This is a genomic window from Paenibacillus sp. J22R160, assembly GCF_059692135.1.
In genome coordinates this window covers 737,743-751,675 of record NZ_JCAUAU010000003.1, presented here as the reverse complement: position 1 = coordinate 751,675, position 13,933 = coordinate 737,743, and the positions used below count along the sequence as shown (strand labels likewise).

Sequence of the window (13,933 nt, the reverse complement as noted above, 5' to 3'; positions counted from 1 at the left end):
AGGGGATAAGCGCTGAAAGCATCTAAGCGCGAAGCCCCCCTCAAGATGAGATTTCCCAGTATGTAAGACCCCTTGTAGACGACGAGGTTGATAGGTTCGAGGTGGAAGTGCAGCAATGCATGCAGCTGACGAATACTAATCGGTCGAGGGCTTAACCTAATATAGGGATCTTTAATCGTAGATTAAAGTCTCTCTGCTTAAAACCTAAGAATCAAACCTTTACGCAACTTTCGTATCTAGTTTTCAAGGAATAATCCTTGAATAAGTATTTGTTTCTATTCCCTGATAGCTCAGTTGGTAGAGCACTCGACTGTTAATCGAGTTGTCACAGGTTCGAGTCCTGTTCGGGGAGCCATATGGAGAGGTGTCCGAGCTGGCCGAAGGAGCACGATTGGAAATCGTGTAGGCGTCACAAGCGTCTCGAGGGTTCGAATCCCTCTCTCTCCGCCACTATCTTTCTAGTAAGGCCCGTTGGTCAAGTGGTTAAGACACCTCCCTTTCACGGAGGTAACAGGGGTTCGAGTCCCCTACGGGTCACCATCAAGTACTTCCCATGGAGGCTTAGCTCAGCTGGGAGAGCATCTGCCTTACAAGCAGAGGGTCGGCGGTTCGATCCCGTCAGCCTCCATCATGAATTCTATTGCAAGGCTTGATTTATTAGAATTCCTGAAATATACTTAATGACGCGGGGTGGAGCAGCCCGGTAGCTCGTCGGGCTCATAACCCGAAGGCCGCAGGTTCAAATCCTGCCCCCGCAACCAATAATGAATGTGGAGCCGTGGTGTAGAGGCCTAACATGCCTGCCTGTCACGCAGGAGACCGCGGGTTCGAATCCCGTCGGCTCCGCCATTATTACCAACATCATGTAAGGCTCGGTAGCTCAGTCGGTAGAGCAGAGGACTGAAAATCCTCGTGTCGGCGGTTCGATTCCGTCCCGAGCCACCATCTTTACAACTATATATGCCGTTGTAGCTCAACTGGTAGAGCAACTGACTTGTAATCAGTAGGTTGGGGGTTCAAGTCCTCTCGACGGCACCAGGTTTTATTATGGAGGCTTAGTGAAGTGGCTAAACACGGCAGACTGTAAATCTGCTCTCTCCGAGTTCGGTGGTTCGAATCCATCAGCCTCCATTTACTTTTTCTAGGGGCATAGTTTAAGGGTAGAACAAAGGTCTCCAAAACCTTTGGTGTGGGTTCAATTCCTGCTGCCCCTGCCAAAAAAGTAAGAAACTTAATATTGTGGCGGTCGTGGCGAAGGGGTTAACGCACCGGTTTGTGGATCCGGCATTCGCGGGTTCAAGTCCCGTCGTCCGCCCATTATTACCAAAGCAAGATAATGGGGATTAGCCAAGCGGTAAGGCAACGGACTTTGACTCCGTCATGCCAAGGTTCAAATCCTTGATCCCCAGTTTTATATGCGGAAGTGGCTCAGCGGTAGAGCATCGCCTTGCCAAGGCGAGGGTCGCGGGTTCGATCCCCGTCTTCCGCTCCATTATTACTAAGGCGCCATAGCCAAGTGGTAAGGCAGAGCTCTGCAAAAGCTTTACCCCCAGTTCGAGTCTGGGTGGCGCCTCCACAAATTTATTAGCCGGAGTGGCGGAATCGGCAGACGCACAGGACTTAAAATCCTGCGGTAGGTGACTACCGTACCAGTTCAAGTCTGGTCTTCGGCACCATTGTTTTACATGTTCATATGCCGGCATGGCGGAATGGCAGACGCGCTCGACTCAAAATCGAGTCCGAAAGGGTGGAGGTTCGAGTCCTCTTGCCGGTATACAAAATTGAAGCTTATGAAATCATTTGATTTCATAAGATTTTTTTTATGTTTGGTGCTATGCAGAAAAACAAAAAAAGCTGAACGCTTTCTTAGCGGCAGCAAGGATTTAGCAAGCAGAAGGAGCTTGGTTCAATGAACTGGAGCTCCTTCTTTTTTTGTGGAGTTAACGATCAGGCTTCATAGATTACCAAGCGTAAGTCATTGTTACGATTACGAGCAAAATGAACAATACGAGAATAGCAGCGGCAGAAGTTCCATAACCAACACCAGCACCAGCAGCAACACCCATGGATGTCACCCCCAATCGTAAGTAATGCTCTCGGCAGCCTTCCATGAGAGACTATACATCCTATGGTGACATACCATTGTTTGACTGGGTGATCTGCCCAAATGAGATTGAAAAAACATGCTTTAGGCGAGAGCCTTTTTTTAGAAAATCGACTCAGAGTTTGAACAAGAGACAGCAGCCCTCCATATGGTAAAAAAGAGATTGAAATGCCATTATGGAGGTGTGAGTGCTATCGAGTACCTGGATATGTTAGCAAAGCTTGGTGTGGGCAATGCGCACCCTGGCGGGTTCGGCGAGACCATAGAGCAATTGAAGAAATACCCGATAGAGAAAGGGAAACGAGTTCTGGAGGTCGGATGCGGGACGGGGAGAACTGCTTGCTTTCTTGCTGAGCAAGGATGCGAGGTGACAGCGGTTGATATCCGCCCTGAAATGGTAGCGAAAGCAATTATTCGAGCCGAAAAACAAGGGGTGCAGGTAGACTTTAAAGAGGGTGACGTGTGCCAATTACCTTTTGAGACAGCAATGTTTGATGTTGTGATGGTGGAATCCGTCACGAATTTTGCAGAGGCGCAGAAGGCGGTCTCGGAGTATTACCGGGTGTTGAAGCCTGGAGGGAAGCTCTATGACCGTGAAGTTATCCGCGTTAAAAATATGTCCACTGGTGTCCATAGGGCGCTGTGCAGCTTCTATGGCGTTAGTAAAATTTATAGTATGGACGAATGGCGGGAACTGCTGGAAGGAAGCAACTTTACCGTGGATTTCTCCGGTATCCATCCATTTCCATTAACGATGTTCGAGGATCAAGTTCAGCATCCGGACCCTGTTCATCTATCTGATAAGCAATCATTCATGGATCCACGCATATGGCAGATTACAGCCAGATACGATGAGCTGGTGAATAAATATCATAGTTATATGGGATACACGCTGATGATTGGCTCGAAGGAATAGATGAAGCCGTGGCAGGAATTCGGCACCCCGATGGCGAAATAAGTGAGAAAGATTATCATTGGGGGCTGTTACTTTTGAACGTTGGTCTTATAACGGAACGCATTCCGAACCGGAAAGCCAAAGAGATTTATGAGTTGATTTGTCGCCAGAGGGCGATATCCAAGACAGAGTTGCTTGAGCAAAGCGGGATGACTGTCTCTACGTTGACGCGGCTTTTGGAAGAACTGACGGGCCAAGGATTCATTCTTGAATCCGGCTTCGGTGCGTCAACTGGAGGGCGTAGGCCGATTCTATATGAGAAGAATTCGGCCTACGCTTATATTTTTGGCTTGGAGATCTCAAGGACGTTGTCCAAGCTGGTTTTGGTTGATTTGGGCATGAACAAATTAGAGGCCCGAAGCTGGACGATGACGGCAGAGATGACACCGGAAGTTCTTATCCGCCTCATTGTCAAGGAAGCGCATAGTATGATGGAGCGGCACGGAATCACGAAGTCGATGCTGCTGGGAATTGGTGTCGGCGCCGTGGGTCCAGTGGACAGGCTGTCAGGGACGATTTTGGAGCCGGCATATTTTCAAGCCCAAGGCTGGAGAAACGTTGAAATCTGCAGGCTGCTGACAGAGGAGCTAGGCATCCCCTCGATGCTGGATAACGGAGCGAATACAGCAATTCTAGCGGAATCCTGGCATCAGCGCACGCAGAGCTTCAAGCATCTGCTATATATCCATGCCGGGGTTGGCTTGCGCTCTTCCATGGTTTCGGAAGGGAAGCTGATCTATGGCGCTGTCGACATGGAAGGCTCCGTCGGCCAAATGATCATTCAAACGGATGGCGTGGCACACCGTAACGCCTCAGGCAATTACGGCGCCTTGGAGTCATACGCATCCTTGTATGCGATTGAAAAGGCGGCACGCTCATCTTTAAAACAGGGCCGATCCACGTTGCTGTCGCATTTTGTAGAGGACCCTGAGCAGCTGACCTACACGCAGGTACTGGAGGCACTCAAAAAAAATGATCCCCTTGTCGTGGAGATCATTACGGAGGCTGCGACCTATTTTGGCATAGGACTAGCCAATTTATTAAATATTTTGCACCCGGAGAAGGTAATCCTCGGGGGCCCGCTCATCGCGGGCGGGGAGTTGTTCTTCCAAACCGCTACGCAGGTAGCGATTCGGAAAACATACTACTACCCCGCGTATCAGGTTGTCTTCAGCAAGGGACAGCTTGGTGAAGAAGCCCTTGCTATGGGAGCAGCCGTGATGGTCATGGACCAGCTTGTTAGGCTGTGACGCCTTTGAGGAATTCAAGGAGCAATGCGTTGAAGTCCTCGGGTTTCTCCATCGGCGTCAAATGCGAAGCCGCCGGGATGGCATGAAAGCTGGCTCCAGGAATCGCGTCAGCCATCTTTTTCATGACATCCGGTGGCGCAATCGGATCTTTCTCGCCGGCGATGACAAGCGTCGGCACAGAGATAGCGCCGAGGAGGTCAACGGAGTCGGCGCGGAACGCCATAGCCAGGCTCGCGTGGACAAGCCCTTCGGCAGGCATGGAGGCCATGACCGCGCTTATGCTCTCCACGAGCCCTGGCTGATCATTGGCCGTCTGCTCGGTGAGCAGCTTAGGCAGCATGGCATCTCTTGCCGCGCTGGCCCCTTTGTCATACAGGGAAGCCGCCATATTCATGCGATTCTTGCGAGCCTCCAGACCGTCTGCTTCCGGACGGGTATTGGCGAGAAGAAGCGCATTGAATCGCTTAGGAGCTTTGCGAAGCAGCGCAAAAGCCACATATCCGCCCATGGAGAAGCCGCCAAGCGCGGCTTTTTGTATGTCCATTTTGTCCATCATCGTCAAAATATCATCCGCGTATTGCTCAATTGAAATGTTAGCTGCAGGCACATCTGAATGCCCCATTCCGCGTAGATCAGGTGTAATCACACGATAATTTTCCGATAAAGCTTCTACTTGCGCTTGCCACATATGATGATCCAATGGAAATCCATGCAGCAAAATGACAGGTGCTCCTTGTCCTTTTTCCGCTATGTACAACTCTGCTCCGTTAATATGATGTTTCATTCGTTATCACCCTCCATGACTAGTTTTTCCACTCATAAAGACCTAACTTTCATCAAAAAATTAGTGCCAAGGTCGTAAAAGCGAGATAAATATCGAAAAAGTTATGTCTTCATACTTTCATTATGGTTAACTCATACTTCTTTAACATTTGATTGTTATTCTCTCAGTATACCCGTTGTTAACCATTAAAAGCGAATACGAATCTTTCATTCATGAAGTGAGGTACGGCTATGACTAAAAAACCTTGGTCCACACAAGAATTGGACAAATTAATTCGACTTTCATCAGAATGCCCTCCGGTAGTAATTGCCAAAGAGTTATCCCGCCCTGTTACATCTGTACGCAAAAAAATGCGAGAAATTGGTGTAAGCTACGTAACCGGCGAGCAGTGGAAAAAAAGTCAGATTCAATATCTAATCTCGGATGAAGGAGCTTCATACAGTAACAAACATAAATTGACACAAGCTCCGAAGGAAAATGATTTTGAATCTCCCGTGCTCGACGAATTCTGGACAACCCTAGTGAAAATGGCCAGAGTAGCGAAGAAGAGGGGGAAACGCGTAGATGTCCTTTCGTTTATCGATACTTACCGGAAGATTCGTATCGGCGGTTAAGAAAATAGGAGATACATAAAAGGTGAAATCCGTTATAACGAGATTTTACCTTTTTCTTTTGCCCAAATCCCTCTAAACTGTAAGTACCAAAGACATCTAGGAGGTCAAATGCACAGAATTCCCCTTTTTTCAATGCTTAGCAAGTATGACACAGCGATATGGGTCCGAGTCGTAGGCACGATTCTGACGTCATTAGCCGGTTTTATGATGAGACCTTATCTCGTTTTTTATTTATACGACAAGTTGGATGGTTCCGTGTTTTTATCTATGTTGATCGTAGGCTTACAACCCTTATTCGGGATCTTCGTAAACTTATACGCAGGCAGCCTGAGTGATAAGTATGGACGGAAACCAATGATGATTGCAGCGCTCATTATTCAAGCCTTTGCTATCGGAGGGTACATATTTGCCAGCCATGTATGGGAGTTTGCGCTAATTTCCATTATTAACGGAATCGGACATGCGATGTATGGACCAGCTGCCAATGCTCAGATATCGGATGTTGTGCCGGAAAATAAGCGGGCTGAAGTTTTTGCTCTGCTGCATACCGCATTAAACATGGGACCAGCATTTGGTCCGATAATTGGCTTGCTGTTGTTCACGTTGAATCCCTCGATTATTTTTCTTGCTTGCTCAGTGACGCTCGTTGCTTATGCAGGCTTGGTCATATGGAAGGTTCCAGAGACGATGCCTGTTAAAAGTAAAGAGGTACTTGCGACAAATACGAGCAAGGTCAAGGTCAAGATTAAATGGTCGGAGCATAAATCACTGCTGTGGATTACCTTTCTGGCCATGCCGGTATCCCTTTTATATGCGCAGGTAGAATCTACATTCCCACTGCATTTACAGCAGAATTTTGAAAATTATAAATCGGTATTTGCGACAATCATGACTGTTAATGGGTGTTTAGTTATCGCATTGCAGCTGTGGATTGCAAAACGAACAGAGCATGTACCTGCTTATATTGTCGTTGCTGTATCCTACACGTTGTTTGCTGTAGTATCCATCGGATACGGATTCGCCCCGGTTCTTGCGATTCTGCTTTTTGTTGAATTTTTATTTACCATTGGTGAAATGTTGAACGGCCCTCATATTCAAAAAGTGATCTCTGTGATTGCCCCAGAGGAGCATAGAGGTTTGTACTTCTCCGTTTTTGGAATGAATTGGCAGTTATCCCGTGCCATCGGGCCTGTGCTAGGAGGATTACTGTTCAGCCATTATGGCGGAAAGGTGATGTTTGTCGTCGTGGGCATCATTCTTATTGCTGCCGGTATTGCTCAAACGAGATATATCCGAAACTTAAATCGTAAAGAGGAAAAACCGGTTATTGAAGGTGTTTTCCAAGCATAATGAAGCATGCCGGGCTGCAGTAGCAGCGTGTGCGAAATAAAACCGTAAGAAGGTTATTCCTTCTTACGGTTTTTGACGTTTAGGAGGACTCCTCCAGTTAATGACTTAGGTCACCAAAACGTTATGACCTAGCTCACCTTACAGAGAAAAGAAGAAAGTCTACAATGAATTTAAGATGAGATCTAGCCAAAGGAGTGAGTGAAAATGCTATTGTTTTTGCATGTGTTAGGGTCTGTATTGTTTCTTGGTAACATTGTGACGGGAGCTTTTTGGAAAGTGAGGGCCCATTACGGAAAGCAGGATCTGATGACCATACATCTTACTGTCAAAAACATTATGCTCGCTGACTATGTATTCACCATACCTGGCATTCTGCTGCTGCTTATTCCTGGATATCTTATGGCGGCCAACTTGGGTTACTCCCTCATAGCATGGAACTGGGTGAGCGTTGCCTTGCTGTTATTCTCAATATCGGGTCTGTTGTGGCTGTTCATTCTCATTCCGCTGCAAAGAAAAATGATTCGCTATAGTGAGGAATCCTTGAAAGCAGGCAGGCAAACGGAAGCCTATAAACGTGTTTCGAAAAAGTGGGATGTCTTCGGCTCGATCGGTACGATTCTGCCTTTGATTTCGTTAATATTGATGGTATGGAAGCCTGGCATCTAAGGATGCTGGGTTTTATTGTTTTGTAAGACATCTGTAAGTTTCCTTACGAAAGGATGAGGTATAATTATATTAGCTTGAGGAGGTATGTTCGTATGGGGACAATTGTTCTTGTTGTAGATGATGAACCGAATATTATAGATGTTTGTACCGTTTATTTGCAAAGGGAAGGATATCAAGTTATTTCTGCAATGAACGGTGAGGAGGCGATCAGGCAATGGCGGCAGCACAATCCGCAGCTGATCGTATTGGATCTGATGATGCCAGGTAAAAACGGTTGGCAAGTTTGCGAAGAAATTCGCAATGAGCAGGATGTTCCCATCATCATGCTGACGGCACTGGGTGATGAAATGGACCGATTGATGGGGCTCACGATGGGGGCTGATGACTACTTGACAAAGCCTTTTTCCCCGCGAGAGCTTGTGTTGCGAGTGAAAGGAATTTTGCGCAGGTTGAAGCGCATGCAGACGGAGTCTTCCGTGAATACGGAAGCAGCACTGCCTGCTCATATATTGAGATACCCTGGCCTCGAAATCAATGTGCTGCATCGCAGTGTCCGCGTCTTCGACAAAGACATCGAGTTGACCGTGAAGGAATTTGAATTGTTGCATTTGTTCGCAGCCCATCCGGATCAAGTTTTTTCGCGCAACCAACTATTGAGCAAAATTTGGGACATTGATTACTACGGGGATACAACAACAGTAACCGTCCATATCCGCCGATTAAGAGAGAAATTGGAGCCCAATCCTTCTGAGCCGCGTTATATCAAAACCGTATGGGGCATCGGCTATAAATTCGAAGGGAGGGAGCCATCCTGAAGCTTCGATACTATCTGCTAATCGCAAGCGGAGTCAGTACTGGTATCATCTTACTTACGCTTCTTGTTTGCTATCATTTTATGCTGCTTCACTGGAAGGACGTTGTGATTCTGTCTACCGTTACCTTAGGTGCAGCTCTCGTATCGATGGGCATCCATTACATCATGACGCGTCCTCTGGAAAAAGCCATTCATGCCATTACTCAGGAAACGACACGCATCTCAGAAGGGCATTTTGAGGGTGTAGTGCCTCACACTGGGCCTGCTGAATTTCAAAGACTAGCTGAGCAATTTAACCGCATGAGCGGGAATTTGAAAGAAAGCTTCGGCAAATTACGAACAGCTGAGACTTCTCGCAAGGAGCTTGTGGCAAATGTGTCGCATGATCTTCGAACGCCAATGGCTTCAATTCTGGCGTTCGTCGAAGCGCTGGAAGATGATGTCATTCAGGATAAAGAGACCTTCGAGCGGTATCTTCGAACGATCCGTTTGGAGACGGGAAGATTAGACGCATTGATCCAGGAGTTGTTCAAGCTGTCACAGCTCGATGCGCGAGGTACTGACTTTGTGCCAGAGCCATATCATGTTGACCAGCTACTGGTGGATGGACTGCAAAGCTTAGCTTTTCAGCTGGAAGATAAGCAGTTGCAAGTAACCGTAGACTTGCCCGATTATCTGCCTCCTGTGGCTATCATGCCTCAGGAAATGAAGCGGGTTCTGGCTAACATTTTGGGGAATGCCATTCGCCACTCTCCTGTAGGCGGTAGCATTGCAATTAAAGTGGAACAGCTGCCTGCCCCTTATTTAAAGCTGCTTATTCAAGATCAGGGCCAAGGTATTGAGGAAAAGGATGCGGACAAAATATTTGATCGCTTTTATCGCTCAGATCCATCACGAACGCGCGTAAGCGGAGGTGCCGGACTCGGCTTGGCAATTGCCAAGTCCATCGTTCAGCTTCATGGGGGCACTATCGGGGTCGAAAGTAGAGCGGGCTTGGGCGAGGGGAGCGGCAGCACGTTTTGGTTTACCATTCCTGTTGATTCTTAGACGTAGGAGACAGTCATAGAAAGCCTGACAGATGAGACTCCGCCAGGTTGATGTCAGCTGCTTTACCGATCCTGCACCATCGCATCACACAATTCACCATAAGCCATCTCTACCTTTCACCTCACTTGCCAATGACAACAAATTGGAAAAAAAATAGCGACCTCAGCAGCTAATAATAAATTGCAAAAAAGTAGAGAAAATCCCGCTAAAACTTACAGAGGCCGCTATTTAAACCGTTTCAGCTGTAATAGATGGAAAAACTTCTGTTAATCTGCCCTGTTCAGTGGCATGGAACAAAGTAGCAGGAGAAACTCCTTCTAAATCGTCAGCAGCTGGACCGAATCTTATTACATTGAGGTAATTAGTGGGAGAAAATCCAGTTAATTGGTAATAAGTGGTTTGATTGCGGAAAATAGAAGGGGTAATCGGCGTTAATTGCACTTGCTACCCGCACGATTCTGTTGAAAAAGAGACACGCGGCGAGATACTTTGTAATTTTAGCGAGATTGTAAGCTTTATTTAAGATTTGTACGTTATGATTAGAGAAATAAACTATTGGTTGAATAGGATGTGGGCGTATGGAGTCGAAAAGAGGTTGGTTGAAGCAATCCTTTGGCAAGCGTCTTAATGCTATACATAGCTGGAATGCCTGGATTCTCCTGCTGCTAACGATAACGGGCATTGTGCTTAGCATAGGAGCGATTCGCGGAGATTTGGGGATTGTTCGTGTGACGCTGAAGCAGCTTCACATTTATTTGGGTGTCGCATCCATTGTGCTGATGGTGCTTTATGCGCCAATGATTCGCAAGCATTGGCGGCAGATTCGCGCGCGCCGCAATCAACGCGCGAATCTGGTGTTCGTGCTGGCCCTGCTGGTCGGCTGGGCAGCGTCCGGGGTGATCCTGTGGCAGTTCCGTCATCTGCCACCTGCTCTAAACAATGCGGCACTCCTCATCCATGACCTGCTCACCTGGGTCGGAGTGCCGTATGCCGTGTACCACGCCATCTCGCGCAGCCGATGGCTAAAGCGCCAGCAGCGGCTGGACCAAGCCGCAGCAGCTAGCGCTGCTAAGCCGCCGGCCGCGCAGCCGGCGGCAACAACCCCCGTGGCGGCATCTGACGCCACGGCAGAGCGCTCAGCAGCGCAGGCGGTGATCGCCGCGCTGAAAGAGTCGCCGATCACACGCGCCTCGTTCCTGCGGATTGTCGCAGGACTGCTGCTTGTGATCGCGGTCGGTCCAGCCTTTTATCGCTGGATAAAAGGCGCTTTCGACTCCGGCGGTTCTTCGACCGCCGAGTATGTCGCAGGAGACGGCAACAGCATGCTGCCGCCGCCTGCGCCGCTGCCGGACTCCGCTGCTGTAGTCGGCGGAGGAGCGCAAGGGAATTTCCGTATCTATACGGTGACGGAAATTCCGGCTTTTTCCTCGGAGACATGGCAATTCGCCATTTCCGGTCTGGTCGATAAACCTAGTGTATGGAACTGGGATGAGTTCCTGAAGCTGAAACGAACCGTACAGGTTAGTAATTTCCATTGTGTGACGGGCTGGTCTATTTACAATTGTACGTGGGAGGGCATACCGCTTAAGCAGCTATTAGCAGCAGCAGGTGTGCAGTCCAAGGCGAAATTCGTGAAATTTTATTCAGGCGACAAGGTGTATACCGATGCGCTTTCGTTGGAGCAAGCCGGCGGAGACGACATTATGGTAGCTGTGCTGCTGGATGGCAAGCCGATTCCTCAAAAATTGGGAGGCCCGGTTAGGCTGATTGTTCCGCAGATGTATGCGTATAAATCCGTCAAATGGCTCCAAGGGATCGAGCTCATTGAGAAGGAGCACATGGGGTATTGGGAAGTTAGAGGCTACGATAATGATGCTTGGGTAGATCGATCTAATAATGCTTAATGGAGATGAAATGGCAAGAAGCTGGAACTGACTTTCCGGGTGGTTTTTGGTATAGTTATGTCAAAGAAACCTGCTTGGAAATGAGGGATAGCTTTGGAAATCGTATCGGTTAATGTGGGAAAACCACAAATCATTGAATATCAAGGCAAAGAGCTGGTCACGGGTATATACAAATCCCCGGTCAGCTCATCTTTGTATGTATCGAAAACGCAATTGGACGGGGATGGGCAAGCCGATTTGACGGTGCATGGCGGCGTTGATAAAGCATTGTGTGTGTACTCCGAGGAGCATTATGCCTACTGGGAGGAAGTGCTTGGCCACAAGCTGGAAGCGGGTGCGTTTGGTGAAAACTTAACGGTCCGGGGATTTCTAGAGACGGACGTCTGCATTGGTGACATTTATGCCATCGACGATGTCCTTGTTCAGGTTTCACAGCCGCGCCAGCCTTGTTTTAAAGTGGGCAAACGTCTGGAGTGGGCGAAAACCCCTTTGCAAATGCAGGAAACAGGGTTTACAGGTTTCTATTTCAGGGTTTTGCAAGAAGGATTCATCTCGAAAGATTCCCAAGTGAAGCTTGTTGCCAAAGATAGTGAAGGCGTAACTCTGGCCTATGCGAATCAAATCAAGTATCACGATAAAATGAGTAAGGATGGGGCTGAGCGTCTCGTACGGACCGAAGCGCTTTCTGACAGCTGGAAGAAATCCTTCATGAAACGATTGGCGGAACTCGGCTCATGATGACTGGTGTTATTTTGGCCGGCGGCCTGGGTCGTCGTATGGGGGGAAGAAGCAAGGCGCTGCTTCCTGTTCAAGATCAGCCATTGCTTCTTCGGCAGCTTACGGAAATGTCCCGTATTTGCAACCAGATGATCGTCGTATCCAATGAACCCGAGGCTTTCCAATCTCTAATAAAATCAAATTCTGCGTCCATCAATGTGCAGTGGGTGTCAGACATATATGTACAAAAAGGTCCGTTAAGTGGTATTCATGCAGCCGCTCAAGCCGCAACCCATGAATTCATGTGGATTGTCGGTTGTGATATGCCTTTCATTTCTTCCGAAGCCGCGGATGCTATGGGACTGCTGTGCCAAGAGTCGAATGTTGATGCGGTTATTCCAGTCATAGATGGAAAAGTGCATCCGCTCCATGGGATTTACTCTAGATTAGTTGGAGCTGAAGCTGAGGTGTTATTGAAGCAGGAACAATATCGATTAATGGGTTTGTTGGATCATATCGATTGGTTGCCTGCGGAGAATGCTTTTTTTGAAAAGATACAATTGTCGTCACAGTTTGTAACTAATGTGAATACGCCGGATGAGTATAAGTTCATGTTAGAAAATCTATCATAGATGCTAGTTAACCTAATAGTAAGCCCCTAAGAAATCTAGGATTTTGTTATAAAATGTGCCATAATGAACTGGAGAGAAGGTGAACCTCATGCCGAAGCTGCTGATGGATCGTTTTGGACGCATGCACGATTACTTGCGAATTTCAGTTACGGATCGCTGTAATCTTCGCTGTGTCTATTGTATGCCCGAAGAAGGAATGGAATTTGAGCCGGATGACAAGCTATTAACGTTCGAGGAAATCACCGAGGTTGTTCGTGTGCTGGCTGGGCTAGGTGTCCGTAAGCTGAGATTAACCGGCGGAGAACCTCTTGTGCGTAAAAACCTGGAACAACTGATTAGCATGCTTTCCCAAATTCCCGGGATTGAAGATATCGCGTTGACAACGAATGGGATCTATTTTGCTTCAAGAGCTGAAAAGCTTCGCGCAGCAGGATTAACCCGTGTAAATATAAGTCTTGATTCCTTAAAAGCTGACCGGTTCTCGCTCATCACTCGAGGCGGCGATATCAACCGTGTTCTAGCCAGCATTGAAGAAGCTTATCGTGTGGGAATTACCCCGATCAAGCTGAATGTTGTTCTTATGAAGGGTATGAATGACGACGAGATTGAAGACTTTTTACAAATGACGATGGACCGTCCGATTCAAGTTCGTTTCATTGAATATATGCCGATCGGGCATCAAGATGAGGCCTGGAAAAGCCGTTATTTGCCCTTGACGACCGTACTGGACCGCTGTAAGGAAAAGGGCTGGAATGCTGTAGCATCGGATGCTGTGTATGGGAACGGGCCAGCTCAAAACTATCGGATAGAAGGAGCACTAGGTTCATTCGGACTCATTCACCCGATCAGCGACCATTTCTGTGAGACCTGCAATCGGCTGCGGATTACGGCTGATGGCAACGTGAAGCCATGCTTATATTGGTCAGATGAGTTCAATGTGCGAACCTATATTGGGGACGATACGGCAATGGAAGACCTGTTCTTCCGCGCTTTGGATATCAAGCCGCAAAATCATGAGATGGCGCAGGCACTCCTGAATGAAACCCAGTCTCATACACCAACACTTCGCCGGATGTCGCAAATTGGCGGTTAGCCC

Annotated in this window: 14 protein-coding genes, 16 tRNA genes and 1 rRNA gene; 28 read left to right on the top strand and 3 right to left on the bottom strand. The window is 47.9% G+C overall.

Annotation, left to right across the window (positions count from 1 at the left end):
- The 17 genes from AC58UW_RS10605 to AC58UW_RS10525 form a co-directional block, all read left to right on the top strand.
- Window positions 1–159: ribosomal RNA gene (locus AC58UW_RS10605) — 23S ribosomal RNA — on the top strand; the annotation flags it as partial.
- 120 nt (window positions 160–279) lie between these two features.
- Window positions 280–355: transfer RNA gene (locus AC58UW_RS10600), tRNA-Asn, on the top strand.
- A 3-nt stretch (window positions 356–358) separates the two neighbouring features.
- Window positions 359–450 (top strand) — tRNA-Ser (locus AC58UW_RS10595).
- A gap of 15 nt (window positions 451–465) precedes the next feature.
- Window positions 466–540: transfer RNA gene (locus tag AC58UW_RS10590), tRNA-Glu, on the top strand.
- A gap of 15 nt (window positions 541–555) precedes the next feature.
- A tRNA-Val gene (locus tag AC58UW_RS10585) sits at window positions 556–628 on the top strand.
- A gap of 56 nt (window positions 629–684) precedes the next feature.
- Window positions 685–761, top strand: a tRNA-Met gene (locus tag AC58UW_RS10580).
- 11 nt (window positions 762–772) lie between these two features.
- Window positions 773–849: transfer RNA gene (locus AC58UW_RS10575), tRNA-Asp, on the top strand.
- A 20-nt stretch (window positions 850–869) separates the two neighbouring features.
- A tRNA-Phe gene (locus tag AC58UW_RS10570) sits at window positions 870–945 on the top strand.
- A gap of 17 nt (window positions 946–962) precedes the next feature.
- A tRNA-Thr gene (locus AC58UW_RS10565) sits at window positions 963–1,038 on the top strand.
- An 11-nt stretch (window positions 1,039–1,049) separates the two neighbouring features.
- Window positions 1,050–1,131 (top strand) — tRNA-Tyr (locus tag AC58UW_RS10560).
- 12 nt (window positions 1,132–1,143) lie between these two features.
- Window positions 1,144–1,217: transfer RNA gene (locus tag AC58UW_RS10555), tRNA-Trp, on the top strand.
- Between the two features lie 25 nt (window positions 1,218–1,242).
- Window positions 1,243–1,315 (top strand) — tRNA-His (locus AC58UW_RS10550).
- 22 nt (window positions 1,316–1,337) lie between these two features.
- A tRNA-Gln gene (locus AC58UW_RS10545) sits at window positions 1,338–1,409 on the top strand.
- 8 nt (window positions 1,410–1,417) lie between these two features.
- Window positions 1,418–1,492: transfer RNA gene (locus AC58UW_RS10540), tRNA-Gly, on the top strand.
- Window positions 1,493–1,502: 10 nt separating this feature from the next.
- Window positions 1,503–1,576 (top strand) — tRNA-Cys (locus AC58UW_RS10535).
- Between the two features lie 11 nt (window positions 1,577–1,587).
- Window positions 1,588–1,676 (top strand) — tRNA-Leu (locus tag AC58UW_RS10530).
- Window positions 1,677–1,695: 19 nt separating this feature from the next.
- Window positions 1,696–1,774 (top strand) — tRNA-Leu (locus tag AC58UW_RS10525).
- Between the two features lie 187 nt (window positions 1,775–1,961).
- On the opposite strand, the gene AC58UW_RS10520 is transcribed toward AC58UW_RS10525, so the two are convergent.
- A complete protein-coding gene (locus tag AC58UW_RS10520) occupies window positions 1,962–2,111 on the bottom strand; it encodes a YjcZ family sporulation protein (protein ID WP_497374342.1) in 150 nt (49 codons plus the stop codon).
- Between the two features lie 201 nt (window positions 2,112–2,312).
- On the opposite strand from AC58UW_RS10520, the gene AC58UW_RS10515 reads away from it, so the two are divergent.
- Together AC58UW_RS10515 and AC58UW_RS10510 are read left to right on the top strand one after the other, a co-directional pair.
- Window positions 2,313–3,020, top strand: a complete 708-nt coding sequence (locus AC58UW_RS10515; RefSeq protein WP_497420605.1) for a class I SAM-dependent methyltransferase — start codon at window positions 2,313–2,315, stop codon at window positions 3,018–3,020.
- 74 nt (window positions 3,021–3,094) lie between these two features.
- Window positions 3,095–4,309 (top strand): ROK family protein, encoded by a 1,215-nt coding sequence (locus AC58UW_RS10510; protein WP_497420640.1) that lies wholly within the window; start codon window positions 3,095–3,097, stop codon window positions 4,307–4,309.
- Here AC58UW_RS10510 and AC58UW_RS10505 read toward each other — a convergent pair.
- A complete protein-coding gene (locus tag AC58UW_RS10505; protein WP_497420604.1) occupies window positions 4,299–5,093 on the bottom strand; it encodes an alpha/beta fold hydrolase in 795 nt (264 codons plus the stop codon). The two genes, AC58UW_RS10510 and AC58UW_RS10505, sit on opposite strands and share 11 nt — an antisense overlap.
- A gap of 230 nt (window positions 5,094–5,323) precedes the next feature.
- Between AC58UW_RS10505 and AC58UW_RS10500 the strand changes: the two genes are divergently transcribed.
- From AC58UW_RS10500 to AC58UW_RS10480, 5 genes are all read left to right on the top strand, one after another.
- The gene (locus AC58UW_RS10500; protein WP_497420603.1) at window positions 5,324–5,707 is read left to right on the top strand and encodes a hypothetical protein; all 384 of its coding nucleotides are present in this window, start codon (window positions 5,324–5,326) and stop codon (window positions 5,705–5,707) included.
- Window positions 5,708–5,815: 108 nt separating this feature from the next.
- The gene (locus tag AC58UW_RS10495) at window positions 5,816–7,057 is read left to right on the top strand and encodes an MDR family MFS transporter (protein WP_497420602.1); all 1,242 of its coding nucleotides are present in this window, start codon (window positions 5,816–5,818) and stop codon (window positions 7,055–7,057) included.
- Between the two features lie 204 nt (window positions 7,058–7,261).
- Window positions 7,262–7,723: a DUF2269 family protein gene (locus tag AC58UW_RS10490; RefSeq protein WP_497420601.1), complete on the top strand. Its 462-nt coding sequence runs from the start codon at window positions 7,262–7,264 to the stop codon at window positions 7,721–7,723.
- 92 nt (window positions 7,724–7,815) lie between these two features.
- Window positions 7,816–8,538 (top strand): response regulator transcription factor, encoded by a 723-nt coding sequence (locus tag AC58UW_RS10485; RefSeq protein ID WP_497420600.1) that lies wholly within the window; start codon window positions 7,816–7,818, stop codon window positions 8,536–8,538.
- A gap of 80 nt (window positions 8,539–8,618) precedes the next feature.
- The gene (locus tag AC58UW_RS10480) at window positions 8,619–9,584 is read left to right on the top strand and encodes a HAMP domain-containing sensor histidine kinase (protein WP_497420599.1); all 966 of its coding nucleotides are present in this window, start codon (window positions 8,619–8,621) and stop codon (window positions 9,582–9,584) included.
- Window positions 9,585–9,812: 228 nt separating this feature from the next.
- On the opposite strand, the gene AC58UW_RS10475 is transcribed toward AC58UW_RS10480, so the two are convergent.
- On the bottom strand, window positions 9,813–10,025 hold the full coding sequence (locus AC58UW_RS10475; RefSeq protein ID WP_497420598.1) for a hypothetical protein: 213 nt from the start codon (window positions 10,023–10,025) through the stop codon (window positions 9,813–9,815).
- Window positions 10,026–10,162: 137 nt separating this feature from the next.
- Between AC58UW_RS10475 and AC58UW_RS10470 the strand changes: the two genes are divergently transcribed.
- The 4 genes from AC58UW_RS10470 to moaA all read left to right on the top strand — a co-directional run bounded on the left by AC58UW_RS10470 (window position 10,163) and on the right by moaA (window position 13,930).
- Complete coding sequence (locus AC58UW_RS10470) at window positions 10,163–11,488, top strand: molybdopterin-dependent oxidoreductase (RefSeq protein ID WP_497420597.1); 1,326 nt, start codon at window positions 10,163–10,165, stop codon at window positions 11,486–11,488.
- Between the two features lie 87 nt (window positions 11,489–11,575).
- Window positions 11,576–12,226: an MOSC domain-containing protein gene (locus AC58UW_RS10465; protein WP_497420639.1), complete on the top strand. Its 651-nt coding sequence runs from the start codon at window positions 11,576–11,578 to the stop codon at window positions 12,224–12,226.
- Window positions 12,223–12,837, top strand: a complete 615-nt coding sequence (gene mobA, locus AC58UW_RS10460) for a molybdenum cofactor guanylyltransferase (RefSeq protein ID WP_497420596.1) — start codon at window positions 12,223–12,225, stop codon at window positions 12,835–12,837. Before AC58UW_RS10465 ends, mobA begins: the two co-directional genes overlap by 4 nt.
- A gap of 88 nt (window positions 12,838–12,925) precedes the next feature.
- Window positions 12,926–13,930: a GTP 3',8-cyclase MoaA gene (gene moaA / locus AC58UW_RS10455; protein ID WP_497420595.1), complete on the top strand. Its 1,005-nt coding sequence runs from the start codon at window positions 12,926–12,928 to the stop codon at window positions 13,928–13,930.
- Window positions 13,931–13,933 lie beyond the last annotated feature (3 nt).

Excerpts from the sequence above, each read along its gene's own strand:
- AC58UW_RS10520 (WP_497374342.1), bottom strand. The coding sequence starts at position 2,111 with ATGGAAGGCTGCCGAGAGCATTACTTACGATTGGGGGTGACATCCATG.
- AC58UW_RS10515 (WP_497420605.1), top strand. The coding sequence starts at position 2,313 with ATGTTAGCAAAGCTTGGTGTGGGCAATGCGCACCCTGGCGGGTTCGGC.
- AC58UW_RS10505 (WP_497420604.1), bottom strand. The coding sequence starts at position 5,093 with ATGAAACATCATATTAACGGAGCAGAGTTGTACATAGCGGAAAAAGGA.
- AC58UW_RS10500 (WP_497420603.1), top strand. The coding sequence starts at position 5,324 with ATGACTAAAAAACCTTGGTCCACACAAGAATTGGACAAATTAATTCGA.
- AC58UW_RS10495 (WP_497420602.1), top strand. The coding sequence starts at position 5,816 with ATGCACAGAATTCCCCTTTTTTCAATGCTTAGCAAGTATGACACAGCG.
- AC58UW_RS10490 (WP_497420601.1), top strand. The coding sequence starts at position 7,262 with ATGCTATTGTTTTTGCATGTGTTAGGGTCTGTATTGTTTCTTGGTAAC.
- AC58UW_RS10485 (WP_497420600.1), top strand. The coding sequence starts at position 7,816 with ATGGGGACAATTGTTCTTGTTGTAGATGATGAACCGAATATTATAGAT.
- AC58UW_RS10480 (WP_497420599.1), top strand. The coding sequence starts at position 8,619 with ATGCTGCTTCACTGGAAGGACGTTGTGATTCTGTCTACCGTTACCTTA.
- AC58UW_RS10470 (WP_497420597.1), top strand. The coding sequence starts at position 10,163 with ATGGAGTCGAAAAGAGGTTGGTTGAAGCAATCCTTTGGCAAGCGTCTT.
- mobA (WP_497420596.1), top strand. The coding sequence starts at position 12,223 with ATGATGACTGGTGTTATTTTGGCCGGCGGCCTGGGTCGTCGTATGGGG.
- moaA (WP_497420595.1), top strand. The coding sequence starts at position 12,926 with ATGCCGAAGCTGCTGATGGATCGTTTTGGACGCATGCACGATTACTTG.